The following is a 12220-nucleotide window of genomic DNA, read 5'->3' as shown; positions in this document are numbered from 1 at the left end:
TGCCGCCATCATCACGCTGCGAAACGCTGCAGCGCCACGCCGAGCGATTCGCCCATCATGCGCAGGAACAAGGTGCCCATGCCCGGATAAAACCGGTTGGCATCGCTGCTGCCGACCGCGATCAAACCGACACCCGGCAATGGCAGCAACGCCGTCGACTGCACAACGTCCGCCTGGTCGGCATACAGCAGTGCGTGTTTTTCAGCCTGCAGCCGGCCGCAGATCGGCTCGCCATCGCTCAAACAATCGCGGAACGGGGCCAGGCGCGCATCGTCGGCGGCAATCACCTGCAGCCAGTCGGCTTCCAGCCCGGCGACCGGTGCGAGCAATACCAGCCGTACCAACTCGCCGTTGAAATCCTCCGCCAACGAGGCGGCCATCGCCTTGAGCGTGTCGGCAACGGTGGTCTGGCGCATCAATGCCAGCGTGAGTTGATGGGTGCGCACCGCCAGCCGTTCATTGACCTGGGCATTACTGCCCAGCTCGTGCAGGCGCCGCGACAACTCGCGGTTCTTGTCGCGCAACACTTCCAGCTGATAGGTCGCCAGCGACGCGGTGGGGCCGTCGTCGCGCGGCACCAACAGGCTCACCGCCAGATCGGGGAATTGCTTGAGAAAGGTGGGATGGCGACGCAACCACGTTGCGACCTCGTGGGCACCGAACTTGTCCGTGTTGTCGCTCATCAGTTCCACTCTCCATCGAAGACGAACACCGCAGGACCAGACATCACCACGTCCTGTGCATCGGCGGGCCAGCGGATCCGCAACTCGCCGCCGGGCAACGACACGCGTACGTCGCGCTCGACACGGCCGCGCTGCATCAGCACTACCGCAGCCGCGCACGCACCGCTGCCGCAGGCCAGCGTTTCGCCGACACCGCGCTCGAATACGCGCAAACGCACATGCGTGGGGTCCACAACCTGCGCAAACCCCACATTGACCGAATTGGGGAACGCCGCGTTTTGTTGCAGCAAGGTACCCACACGCTCCACCGGGGCAGCGTCGACACGGGCCACCTCCAGCACGGCATGCGGGTTACCCATCGACACTGCGCCAAAGCGCACCGTCTCGCCATGCACGGGCAGTGCGTATTCGTCGCGCGCATGCGCAAACCCGGCCAGCGGAATCTGCGTGGGCTCGAACTGCGGCACGCCCATGGCGACCGAATAGGTTCCTGCATCCACGTGTTCCACCGCATGTGCGGTGACCGGGCTGTCGATGATGAAGCGCTCGCCCTGCGCGGTTCCATCGCGCACCAGCCAGGCGGCGACGCAGCGTGCGCCGTTGCCGCATTGACGCGCGGCCGAGCCATCGGAATTCCAGATGCCATAGGCGGCCACGGCGCCTTCGCTGCGCGGAGCCTCGATGGTCAGGATCTGATCGCAGCCGACCCCGAAGTGGCGGTCGGCCAGACGTGCTGCCAGCGCAGCGTCCGGTGGGGGCGTGCCGTCGCGCAGGTCCAGCACTACGAAATCGTTGCCGGCGCCATGCATTTTGGTAAAACGCAGGCGCTCGCTGCGACCGTCAGCGCTCATTGCCGCTGCTAGCGGGCTGGTCGGTAGTGGATGCGGGCTTGGTGTCGGTCTCCGCCGGCGCAGGCGCAGGCGTGGACTCATCCGGCGGCACGGGCTGGGCTTCCACCGGCACCGGCTTCTGCGGCATCACCAGCGGGCCCTTGTTGCCGCAGGCGGCAAGCAGGACAAAGGTCGCACCAACCAGTGCGAGACGAACGGAAGGTCGGGACATGATGCTCATGGAGCGAAGTATAGCCAGAACACCCTGACTGCCGTGCGCTCAGTGCGGCGCTTGCAGCGCGCGCGGCGGCGGCTCCGGACGCAGCCACAACCAGATCGCCACCACCGCCATGCTGCCGATCGACAGGCATTTCACCCAGAACACCGGCACGCACCACAGCATGATGCCGGCGCAGATGGTCATCGTCAGCGTCGCCATCCACTTGGCCTTGCGACTGACCGCCCGATAGGTCTGCCACTCCACGATCGCCGGCCCGAAGCGCGGATGCGACAGCAGCCACCCATGCAAGCGCTCGGAGCCGCGCGACGCCGCCCAGGCCGAGATCAGGATGAACACGGTGGTCGGCAACCCCGGCACAAAGATCCCGACAATGCCGGTCGCCAGGCTGGCATACGCCAGCAACCACCAGGCCCAGCGAAATCGGTTCGGTCGCGTCATGCGCAAATGATACGACCAGAGCGGGGTGAGGTGGTCTGGACTGCGCGTTGCTAGTGCAGCACTGCGGGTGCGTTAGAGGCGTCGGTGACACAGCTGCACCGTTCCGCAGGGAGCCGCGCCAGGCGAGGCACGACGCCAAACTCGCCGCACCCAGAAAAGGCCGTCTGTTCGGCCAAGCGTGCCTGCGGTGCTCAGCGTGCTTTCAAACAACCGGGGAGCAATAGCGACAGCAACGAACCCAAGCGGAAGCAACGGCGGAAGACGGAAAGCGAAGACAAAAGGTCAGAAGGCAGAAGGTAGAAGCACAGGACGGAGAATGGAAACCAACCGCCCCACCCCAACGCACTGCACCAACCACCAAACCCTCAGCCATCCGCTTTGCCGAATCCCAACTCCCGACTCCCCAATCCCCGCCCCTCAGCTACTTCACGCCCAGCTGATCCAGCACAAACGCGTACGACTCCGCCAGCTCGCGGTAACGGCGGAAACGGCCGGACTTGCCGCCATGCCCGGCTTCCATGTTGGTACGGAACACGATCGGGGCCTTACCGGTGTTGTCATCGCGCAGCTTGGCCACCCACTTGGCCGGCTCCCAATACTGCACCTGCGAATCCCACAGACCGGTGCCGACAAACATCGCCGGGTAGGCCTGCTTGCGCACGTTGTCGTACGGCGAATACGACAACATGTAGTCGTAGTAATCCTTGGTTTCCGGGTTTCCCCACTCGTCGTATTCGTTGGTGGTCAACGGAATGCTGGCGTCCAGCATGGTGGTGACCACATCGACGAATGGCACCTGCGCCACCAGCACGCGATAGTCCTGCGGCGCCATGTTGGCCACCGCGCCCATCAACAAGCCACCTGCGCTGCCGCCGGACGCCGCCACACGGTCTTTCGCGGCGTAGCCCTGCGCGACCAGCCCACGGGTGACGTCGACGAAATCGTTGAAGGTATTCTTCTTGTGCAGCAGCTTGCCGTCGTCGTACCACTTGCGGCCCAGTTCCTGGCCGCCGCGGATGTGTGCGATGGCGTACACCACGCCACGGTCCATCAGGCTGATCGCCGACAGATTGAAGGCCGGGTCCATCGACATGCCGTAGCTGCCGTACGCGTACTGGAACAACGCGGCAGTGCCGTCTTTCTTGAAGCCTTTCTTGTAGACCAACGACACCGGCACCTTGACGCCGTCGCGGGCCGTGACCCAGACACGTTCGGTCACATACTTGCTCGCCTCGTAACCAATCACCGGCTGCTGCTTGAGCAACTTGCGCTCGCCGGTCTGGGTGTTGAGTTCGTAGGTGGTGGCCGGAGTGGTCAACGAGGTGTAGCTATAGCGCAGCCACGCGGTATCCGGTTCGGGATTGGTCGACAAGCCCATCGAATACGCCGGCTCGTCGGCCTTGACGTACTCGTGGCTGCCATCGCGCTTGAGCAGGCGCACGCGCTCCAGCCCGCCGGAGCGCTCTTCGATGGCCGTGAATCCATCGAACATCTCGAAGTTTTCGATGTAGACGTTGTCGTCGTGCGCCACCCAGTCGGTCCACTGCTTGCGCGTGGTGGCATCGGTGGGCGCGGTCACCAGCTTGAAGTTCTCGGCGCCATCGGCATTGGTGCGGATCACCCAACGCCCATCGAAATGTTCCACGCTGTACTCCACGTCGCGCTCGCGCTTGGCCAGCAGCTTGAAGCTGTCCGGCTTGGCAGCCAGCGCATAACGCGTCTCCGACGACACCGTGCTTTCCACGCCGATGACGATGTACTTGTCATCGCGGGTACGCCCCATGCCCATGTAGAAGCTGTCGTCCTTCTCTTCGTAGACCAGCACGTCGTCCTTGGACGCAGTGCCCAGGACGTGCTTTTTGACGCGCACGGTGAGCAGCGTTTCCGGGTCGTTTTCGATGTAGAACACCGTCTTGTTGTCGTCGGCCCAGACCACGCTCGGGGAGACGCCCTCCACGGTGTCCGGATAGACCTCACCAGTGTCCAGATTCTTGAAGCGGATCGTGTATTGGCGGCGGCCGATGGCATCGTCGGCCCAGGCAAGAATGCGGTTGTCCTGACTGACCTCCGCCTCGCCCACGTTGAAATAGCCCTTGTCCTGCGCCATCTGGTTGACGTCCAGCAGGATTTCTTCCGGCGCCTCCATGTTGCCCTTGCGACGCGCCTGGATCGGGTAATCCTTGCCGGCTTCGAAGCGGGTGTAATACCAATAGCCGCGTTTGCGATACGGCACGCTGGCATCGTCCTGCTTGATGCGCCCGACGATCTCGTTGTAAAGCGTGTCTTCCAAAGGCTTGAGCGGCGCCATCACCTGGTCGGTGTAGGCGTTCTCGGCGTTGAGATAGGCCAGCATCGCCTTGTCTTCGCGCTTGTCGTCGCGCAACCAGTAGTAGTCGTCGTTGCGGGTGGCGCCAAACGGCGCTTTGACCACATGCGGGTGCTTGGCGACGTCTGGCGGCGACGGGGGAGCGGCAAAAGAGGGAGCGGATGTGGTCATCAGGCTGGCGATCAACAAGGTCAGGACAGGCTTCATCAGATTGGGGTCCGTTGGATGAACGCAATGCCATCCCAGCCACCGAGTGTGGAAGAGCCCGCCGCCAGGCGTCATGTGTCCTAGGTCATGCTGGTCTATCATCTTCGCAATGGACTCCTTGCTTTCGCCCGCGTCGGGCTACAGCCGCCGCAGCCAGGACATCGCGCCGTTCCATGTGATGTCGCTGCTGGCCCGCGCCAATGCGCTCGAACAGGCCGGTCACGATGTGATCCACCTGGAAATCGGCGAGCCCGATTTCACCACTGCCGCGCCGATCGTGGCCGCCGGGCAGGCCGCATTGGCCGCCGGCCATACCCGCTACACCGCTGCACGCGGGCTGCCCGCACTGCGCCAGGCGATTGCCGGGTTTTACGCGCAACGCTATGGCCGCAGCGTCGACCCGGAGCGGATCCTGGTCACGCCAGGCGGCTCGGGCGCGCTGCTGTTGGCCAGCAGCCTGCTGGTGGACCCGGGCAAACACTGGCTGCTCGCCGACCCCGGATATCCGTGCAACCGGCACTTCCTGCGCCTGGTCGAAGGTGCCGCACAGCTGGTGCCGGTCGGGCCGGATACCGACTATCAACTGACCCCGGCACTGGTGGACGCGTGCTGGAACGCCGACAGCGTTGGCGCCTTGGTGGCGTCGCCGGCCAACCCCACCGGCAGCGTACTGTCGCGCGCGCAACTGGCTGCGTTATCGCAGACCCTGCGTGTGCGCGGCGGGCATCTGGTGGTGGACGAGATCTACCACGGCCTGACCTATGGCCTGGACGCGCATAGCGTGCTGGAAGTCGACGACAGCGCGTTCGTCTTGAACAGTTTTTCCAAGTACTTCGGCATGACCGGCTGGCGCCTGGGCTGGCTGATCGCCCCGCCCGACGCGGTGCCCGAGCTGGAAAAACTCGCGCAGAACCTCTACATCAGCGCCTCGACCATTGCGCAGCACGCGGCGCTTGCGTGTTTCACGCCCGAGAGCATCGCCATCTTCGAAGCGCGTCGCGCCGAGTTCCAGCAACGCCGCGACTATCTGCTGCCCGCACTACGCCAGCTTGGCTTCGACATCGCCGTCGAACCGCAAGGCGCGTTCTATCTCTACGCCGACATCAGCGCGTTTTCGGGTAACGCGCAGGCGTTCTGCGCGCATTTCCTGGAAACCGAGCACGTCGCCTTTACCCCCGGCATCGACTTCGGTTTCCACCGCGCCAATCAACACGTGCGCATCGCCTACACCCAAAGCCTGCCGCGGCTGGAACAGGCAGTGGAGCGTATTGCGCGTGGGTTACAACGCTTGTGACCGCAGATCGATCACGTGCGGTGCTCGCACTTGAAGCGAACCCTGCGACGCAACGCATGCAATAGACACCACGTAAAAAGCCTTTCCAAGCACGACGTCTGTTGCGGTTGCTGCAATTGTTGCAGCTGCTGTTTAGGCTAAAGCTAGCGCTGTTGTAGCTGTGCTCATGCATTTCTGCTGTGCACTTTCGGTTGTTGCACTTGCTATTGCTTGTGACTTTCCTCGCCTTAAAGCGAGCCGAGCACAGGTATCGCACCGGATTGCGTCAGGCGACATGGTTTCGGTTACTTTCGCCGAAACAAAAGTAACCCGCGCTGCAAGATGCGGAAGCCTTGCACTTGCTTGATGCACTTGCTTGATTCTTTGGCATACGCCATCGCTCATCGGACAAGCGTCGGCTCAGCGCGCAAGCGTACCCTCATCCGCCCTTCGGGCACCTTCTCCCGAGGGGAGAAGGGCTTGTATCCAAAGCGCGCACTACCAACCGTGACGCTGCGTCAATCGGCCAACCGCTCCCACAGGAAGCTATACGCCAGTGCCGACATATGCGCTGCCTGCGCGTTATTGGCCGCGCCGCCGTGGCCGCCTTCGATGTTCTCGTAGTAGGTCACGTCCTTGCCCGCCTCGATCATCTTGGCCGCCATCTTGCGTGCGTGGCCCGGGTGCACGCGGTCGTCGCGCGTGGAGGTCAGGAAGATCACCGGCGGGTAGGTCTTCTTCGGGTCGAACAGGTGATACGGCGAGAAGGTCTGGATGAATTTCCAGTCGTCGGTATCCGGGTTGCCGTATTCGGCCATCCACGAGGCGCCCGCCAACAGATGGCTATAGCGCTTCATGTCCAGCAGCGGCACCTGCACCACCACCGCACCGAACAGCTCCGGGTACTGGGTGAGCATGTTGCCGGTCATCAAGCCGCCGTTGCTGCCGCCCTGCACACCCAGGTGCTTGGTGGAGGTGATCTTGCGCGCGACCAGATCCTTGGCCACCGCGGCCATGTCTTCGTAGGCCTTGTGGCGGTTCTGCTTGAGCGCGGCCTGGTGCCAGCGCGGGCCGTATTCGCCACCGCCGCGGATGTTGGCCACCACGTAGACGCCGCCCTTGTCCAACCAGGCGCGGCCCAATGCACCGGAATAGTTCGGCGTCATCGAGATTTCAAACCCGCCGTAGCCATACAGCAGCGTCGGCGCGCTGCCATCGAGCTTGAGGTTCTTGGGGCGCACCAGGAAATACGGCACGCGGGTGCCGTCCTTGCTGGTGACAAAGTGCTGCTCGATGCTGTCCTTGCCGGCATCGAAAAACGCCGGCATGGTCTTGAGCGGCTGCGGCGCGCTGCCTACCTCGACCCAGGCCAGTGTGGTGGGCGTCAGGTAATCGGTGACGGTCAGCCACAGTGCGTCGCTGTCGTCGCTGTCCACGGCGCTGACATCGACCGTGCCGAATGCAGGCGCACCGACAAACGCACTCTTTTTCCAACCGTCCTGCGCTGGGGTAATAACACTGAGCCGATTCTTGACGTCTTCCAGCACGTTCAACACCAGGTGCGACTTGGTCCATGCCACGCCGGCCAGCGAGGTGGTGTCGGTGGGTTCGAACAGCACATCGAAGCTGCGCTTGCCGGCCATGAAATCGTCAAAACGCGTGGCCAGCAGCGAGCCGGCCGTGTAGGTCTTGCCACCCACCGTCCACGGCTCGCGCAGCTCCAACGTCAGCCACTGCCGCTTGACCGACTTGCTGGCCGAGTTGGGCACATCCACCTTGACCAGCTTGCCGTCGGCGCCCTTGAGATACAGCTCGTCGTTGTAGAAGGCCAGCGTACGGCTGACGAAATGGCGCTCGAACCCGGGGGTGTCATCGTGCATCGCCGCGATGTACATATCGGTCGGCTTGCCTTCGTAGACCACCGCAGCGGCACTGAGCGGGGTGCCGCGCTTCCACTGCTTGGCAATGCGCGGGTAGCCGGAGCTGGTCATGCTGCCGGCACCGAAATCGGTGAAGACGTAGACGGTGTCCTGGTCGATCCAGCCCAGCCCGCCCTTGGATTCGGGACGGAAGAAGCCGTCCTTGACCCACTGCTTGCCGGCCAGATCGAACTCACGGGTGACGTCGGCATCGGCACCGCCACGCGACAGCGCGATCAGGCAGCGCTGGTAGTCCGGGCGCAGGCAGTCGGCGCCGTGCCAGACCCAGTTCTCGCCCTCGGCCTTGTTGAGCGCATCCAGGTCCAGCACCGTCTCCCACTTGGGCGAGGCCTTGCGGTATTCGTCCAGCGTGGTGCGCCGCCACAGGCCGCGCTCGTGCTGCTTGTCCTTCCAGAAGTTGTAATAGAACTCGCCGATCTTCTGCACGCCGGGAATCTTGGCGTCCGAGTCCAGCACCTCGCGGATGCTGGTTTCCATCTGTTTGAAGGCCGGCGTGGTGGCCAGGCGCGCTTCGGTCTTGGCGTTCTGGGCCTTGACCCAGTCCAGCGGCTTGGCGCCGGTGACATCTTCCAGCCAGGCGTAGGGGTCGTTGGACACGGTGGTTTCCTCTGCAGAGACGGCGCCAGCGGTGATCAGGCCGGCAACCAGGCAGATCGAGGCGAACTTGGGCATGTATTTTTCCGGAAAAACCAATGCCGGAAAACCTACCACAGCCCTTTGCCCGGTCTCCCCTGCCGAAGGTCAGGCCGCCCGCGCCGGTGTCGCTGTCCGCGAAGCGACACGCCGACGCTGCGCCTGCGGACCACGCCGACGCGGCAAGGCCGGCCGCGCGCCCGGCCGGGTCAGCGTGGGCAGCGCGAAGCGGTGCAAGCTCCACCAGGCCAGCATCGGCATGCCCACCAGCCACAGCGGCAGCCAGCCGATCCACTCGCTGTGCCCACGCGCCGCCGGCCACACCAGCACCAGGGCAAGGCCAGCCAGGGCGATCTGCCGCACCGGGCGCAGCACCCGCGGATCGGGACGTTCGGAACGAGAGGAAGGACGATGCGACATGGCGGCACTCCGTGGCAGAAGGAATCAGGACAGGCCGGCAGAATTGCCTGTGTCCATCTCACCGATTGCGACCTGGCAGACGAAAGGTTGAGCCGTGCGGGGTCCGGCGCTGCGGGATGTGCTTTGGATTGGGGATTGGGGAGCGAGGGCTGGGAGTTAGCCGCGCCGGCTTTCAACCCTCTGCAATACCGACTTGCGCCGTACCGGCCACGCCAGACCAACGTCCGTCGCGCTCCGGCCAGCAACGATCTCCTGCCGATGACGCTGTCGACGACGCCAGACCGGGCCGTTGACGCGAACTTGCCCCCTGCATGCGGTAGTGTGCTGCTCCTACTGCCCCTTTGTGATGTTGCGATGCGCCTGACCGTTACGATCGCCCTCGCTTTTCTGCTCGTCCTTGGCCTGCCTGTGGCACACGCCAAGGACACATCAACCACCGAGCCGGCGATCGATCTGTCAAAGATCATGGGCACCTGGTACGTGATTGCGCGCATGCCCAATCCGGTCGAGCGCGGGCACGTGACCAGCCGCGACGAGTACACCCTGGACGAAGACGGCAAGGTGACGGTGCGCTATCTGTATCGCGATGGTTTCGGCGAACCGGAAAAGGAAGTAAGCGCGCGCGCGTCGGTGGATGCGGAAAGCGGCAACCGCGACTGGCGAGTGTGGTTCTACAAGGTGATCCCGGCCAAGCAGCGCATCCTGGAAATCGCACCGGATGGCTCGTGGATGCTGATTTCCTACCCGGGCCGCGACCTGGCCTGGATCTTCTCGCGCAAGCCGGACATGAGCCGCGAGCAGTACCGCACGCTGGTCGATAAGATGCGCGACGACTATTCCATCTACACCGACAAAATCAAGCGCGTGCCGCAGCTGCGCGACCAGGTGGACCGCCTGGGGTTTGAGGTGCCGAATAAGCGTTAGGTCCCAATGACAGTATCAACGCACGCCGATGGCAGCATCTGCCCCGAGGGAACATCATGCGTTCCATCAGGATTCGTTGCTTGCTGTGACGACTTTGCCCAGCAGACGACTAACTGCTACTACGACATCCGGTATGAGTGGCGGCAGGACATTGAGTGCTGGACCATCGCAATTCCAGACAGCGCTGGTGGTGGCGGCATGGAAATCTCGTTTTGCCCACATTGCGGGTTCGGGCTGCTTGGCTGCCAAGCTCCGACTGTTGAGCAGCATGCGTAATATTCATGCCGGCCTATGGTCGGGGCCTAACGACTCAATCAAGCCGAACTGGCTTCGCCAGTCGGCTTATTTCGGGCGTTAGCCCTCATGCTTACTTCCGATGAAGTCGTTGATGGCTATATCGGTGCCCGCGAGCGCTCTGGGGCTCTCCAATCAGGACCTTACGTTTACCCGGAGGATTTCGGTGGGACTGAGACACTGAGCTTCAACGCCTCATGCCCCGAAAGCCTATCAACCGCAAAGAATCGGGTACGCATCGGTCGATGGAGGGAGGCGCTGCCTTGCATGTCGGCAAAGCATTTGGTTCTAGCGGGACCACGGCTAAACCAAGAAGTCTTCGATGCGGCAACTCAAGTCAAGGGACTCGAAATTCTGGTTGTCTATCAGAGCTGCGTTGAAAGCATTGAGTCGATCTCGAACGCAACCAGTCTGGTTGCCACAAGACTTAAAAGCAGCAAGCCAATTTCAAGTTACGACTCGATTGGCCAACTGCCCAGTCTGAGATCACTAACATTGGACAATCCGAAAGGCCTGAGCAAGCTCGACTTCATGACATCCCTGCCTGCGCTTGAAGATTTTTCCATTTTTCACGGCCCAGACAGCTGGCTAACTGTCGATAGTCTTTCGCCGCTACAAGACCTGAAACGACTCCAGCGAATTTTTCTTAGCGGAGTAAAGGTTTCTAAGGGAGGCCTTTGCCCACTTCACGGTCTTCCGCGCCTTGAAAATGCCCTACTCAGTTACGTTTTCAAAGCAAGCGAGTTCGTCGATTTTCGGGCAGCCACTCCCGCGCTGCGCCAAGGGAGCCCCTTCAGAGCAGACCTCATCGCGGAGTTTTGTGATGGCTGACAGTTCATTCAAGCCGATGCCGCTTCGCGGCACCACTTAATTCAAGCGTTAGACCTCAAATGAAGCATCTGCTGCTTTCGACAAGCCTACTGATCTTAGTCGCCTGCAACCCGCAGAGCCTTGCCTCACCCGAAGCATCGGTTTCGGTTCCGCCGCCCCCAAATGTTGGTGAGATCGGTCATTTCTTAAACTGCGCGGCAAAGCCTCGGCGTGAGCTGTCGGATCGCGAGAGTTGCGAGGTGGCAGCATTTCGGTCTCGTTGCACTGTGCTTGATGACTGCTATGTCAGCTGCATCAGCAGCCCTTCGGGATCGTTCGTTGTTGGACGCTGCGCTCACATTTGCACCATGGGTCTTCATCCAGGCGCTCCACCGCCGGACACTCTGGCAGACTGCGCCAACATTGCAGGGCGCTCGGGCGTGGATGTAGAGTGAGGCCTAACAATTCATTCAAGCCGAACCCACTTCGCGGGTCGGTTTAATTCAGGCCTTAGCCACTACGAAGCCATTGGATACGAGGTCACATTACCCGCAAAGAAAACTGGTTCGATGAGGGGCCTAATATTGCCCTTGAGGAATGGCTTGAGTTTGTTCGGTCTGACTCAGAAATACGCCTGGATGGTCACGCCGAAGCAACAGTTGGCGAAGGGGCTGTTCTGAGAATGGAAGATCCAAGCATGTCTGTATGGGTCGGCTACTCCAAACACGGGCAACAGGGGAATATGGCTTGGCTTTGGCATAACCGCGGCAACGTCATAGCAAAGAACCCGGATGAAGAAATTCTTAGAAAAATGAGCCTCATCGCCACGCAATTTTCTGCCAAAGTTCAGGGTGATGAAGGCGAGTTTTATGGGGAAGATGGCAACCCCATTAGTGAAGAGGCTTCAAACCACTCCAACGCAAGTTCAAAGCCATGGTGGCGGTTTTGGTAGTCACCGTGGCGAATAACTCGGTCGAGAGGGCCAATTTGCAAGCTGCGCTTGTAGATTCCCTACCCCGCCTCGCGGCTCCGGCCGCACCTTGCGTCAACGTTAGCGTCTAAGTGAAGCATCCTGCACCCGCACAACAAGAGATCGCTGAGCTTGAGGCAACGATTGGTTATCCGTTGCCACTTGAGCTCGTTGAGCTATATGCCGAACGTGGCAATGGAGGCTTCGGATCAGACTATGGGCTGCTCGGTC

11 protein-coding genes are annotated in these 12220 nt (G+C 62.0%); 4 read left to right on the top strand and 7 right to left on the bottom strand.

All coding sequences use genetic code 11. The annotated features are described in order from the left end of the window. Window positions 1–11: 11 nt before the first annotated feature. The 5 genes from ASF90_RS12705 to ASF90_RS12685 form a co-directional block, all read right to left on the bottom strand. Window positions 12–683 carry a DUF484 family protein gene (locus ASF90_RS12705; RefSeq protein ID WP_055850563.1) on the bottom strand — a complete coding sequence of 224 codons (672 nt, stop codon included), beginning with the start codon at window positions 681–683 and terminating at the stop codon, window positions 12–14. Further along, window positions 683–1534 (bottom strand): diaminopimelate epimerase, encoded by an 852-nt coding sequence (dapF, locus tag ASF90_RS12700; protein WP_055850560.1) that lies wholly within the window; start codon window positions 1532–1534, stop codon window positions 683–685. Before dapF ends, ASF90_RS12705 begins: the two co-directional genes overlap by 1 nt. Continuing rightward, window positions 1524–1754 (bottom strand): lipoprotein, encoded by a 231-nt coding sequence (locus ASF90_RS12695; protein WP_055850557.1) that lies wholly within the window; start codon window positions 1752–1754, stop codon window positions 1524–1526. Before ASF90_RS12695 ends, dapF begins: the two co-directional genes overlap by 11 nt. Window positions 1755–1793: 39 nt before the next feature. Next, window positions 1794–2192 (bottom strand): YbaN family protein, encoded by a 399-nt coding sequence (locus ASF90_RS12690; protein ID WP_055850555.1) that lies wholly within the window; start codon window positions 2190–2192, stop codon window positions 1794–1796. Window positions 2193–2613: 421 nt separating this feature from the next. Continuing rightward, window positions 2614–4725 carry a S9 family peptidase gene (locus ASF90_RS12685; protein WP_055850552.1) on the bottom strand — a complete coding sequence of 704 codons (2112 nt, stop codon included), beginning with the start codon at window positions 4723–4725 and terminating at the stop codon, window positions 2614–2616. Window positions 4726–4834: 109 nt separating this feature from the next. Here ASF90_RS12685 and ASF90_RS12680 point away from each other — a divergent pair, with 109 nt between their 5' ends. Then, window positions 4835–6019, top strand: a complete 1185-nt coding sequence (locus ASF90_RS12680) for a pyridoxal phosphate-dependent aminotransferase (RefSeq protein ID WP_055850548.1) — start codon at window positions 4835–4837, stop codon at window positions 6017–6019. A gap of 497 nt (window positions 6020–6516) precedes the next feature. Here ASF90_RS12680 and ASF90_RS12675 read toward each other — a convergent pair whose 3' ends face one another. Both ASF90_RS12675 and ASF90_RS12670 read right to left on the bottom strand, forming a co-directional pair. Beyond that, entirely contained in the window at window positions 6517–8610 is a 2094-nt protein-coding gene (locus ASF90_RS12675) for a prolyl oligopeptidase family serine peptidase (protein ID WP_055850545.1), read from the bottom strand. A gap of 69 nt (window positions 8611–8679) precedes the next feature. Then, window positions 8680–8991, bottom strand: a complete 312-nt coding sequence (locus ASF90_RS12670; RefSeq protein WP_055850542.1) for a hypothetical protein — start codon at window positions 8989–8991, stop codon at window positions 8680–8682. Between the two features lie 354 nt (window positions 8992–9345). Here ASF90_RS12670 and ASF90_RS12665 point away from each other — a divergent pair, with 354 nt between their 5' ends. From ASF90_RS12665 to ASF90_RS24000, 3 genes are all read left to right on the top strand, one after another. Continuing rightward, window positions 9346–9915 carry a lipocalin family protein gene (locus tag ASF90_RS12665; RefSeq protein WP_055850539.1) on the top strand — a complete coding sequence of 190 codons (570 nt, stop codon included), beginning with the start codon at window positions 9346–9348 and terminating at the stop codon, window positions 9913–9915. A gap of 363 nt (window positions 9916–10278) precedes the next feature. Then, window positions 10279–11040 carry a hypothetical protein gene (locus ASF90_RS23465; protein ID WP_153066221.1) on the top strand — a complete coding sequence of 254 codons (762 nt, stop codon included), beginning with the start codon at window positions 10279–10281 and terminating at the stop codon, window positions 11038–11040. A 676-nt stretch (window positions 11041–11716) separates the two neighbouring features. Then, window positions 11717–11971 (top strand): hypothetical protein, encoded by a 255-nt coding sequence (locus ASF90_RS24000; RefSeq protein ID WP_201782830.1) that lies wholly within the window; start codon window positions 11717–11719, stop codon window positions 11969–11971. Window positions 11972–12220 lie beyond the last annotated feature (249 nt).

The organism is Xanthomonas sp. Leaf148, from assembly GCF_001423585.1.
GTDB lineage: Bacteria > Pseudomonadota > Gammaproteobacteria > Xanthomonadales > Xanthomonadaceae > Xanthomonas.
This window is presented reverse-complemented; position numbering and strand designations above follow the sequence as displayed.

Excerpts from the sequence above, each read along its gene's own strand:
- ASF90_RS12705 (WP_055850563.1), bottom strand. The coding sequence starts at position 683 with ATGAGCGACAACACGGACAAGTTCGGTGCCCACGAGGTCGCAACGTGG.
- dapF (WP_055850560.1), bottom strand. The coding sequence starts at position 1,534 with ATGAGCGCTGACGGTCGCAGCGAGCGCCTGCGTTTTACCAAAATGCAT.
- ASF90_RS12695 (WP_055850557.1), bottom strand. The coding sequence starts at position 1,754 with ATGAGCATCATGTCCCGACCTTCCGTTCGTCTCGCACTGGTTGGTGCG.
- ASF90_RS12690 (WP_055850555.1), bottom strand. The coding sequence starts at position 2,192 with ATGACGCGACCGAACCGATTTCGCTGGGCCTGGTGGTTGCTGGCGTAT.
- ASF90_RS12685 (WP_055850552.1), bottom strand. The coding sequence starts at position 4,725 with ATGAAGCCTGTCCTGACCTTGTTGATCGCCAGCCTGATGACCACATCC.
- ASF90_RS12680 (WP_055850548.1), top strand. The coding sequence starts at position 4,835 with ATGGACTCCTTGCTTTCGCCCGCGTCGGGCTACAGCCGCCGCAGCCAG.
- ASF90_RS12675 (WP_055850545.1), bottom strand. The coding sequence starts at position 8,610 with ATGCCCAAGTTCGCCTCGATCTGCCTGGTTGCCGGCCTGATCACCGCT.
- ASF90_RS12670 (WP_055850542.1), bottom strand. The coding sequence starts at position 8,991 with ATGTCGCATCGTCCTTCCTCTCGTTCCGAACGTCCCGATCCGCGGGTG.
- ASF90_RS12665 (WP_055850539.1), top strand. The coding sequence starts at position 9,346 with ATGCGCCTGACCGTTACGATCGCCCTCGCTTTTCTGCTCGTCCTTGGC.
- ASF90_RS23465 (WP_153066221.1), top strand. The coding sequence starts at position 10,279 with ATGCTTACTTCCGATGAAGTCGTTGATGGCTATATCGGTGCCCGCGAG.
- ASF90_RS24000 (WP_201782830.1), top strand. The coding sequence starts at position 11,717 with ATGTCTGTATGGGTCGGCTACTCCAAACACGGGCAACAGGGGAATATG.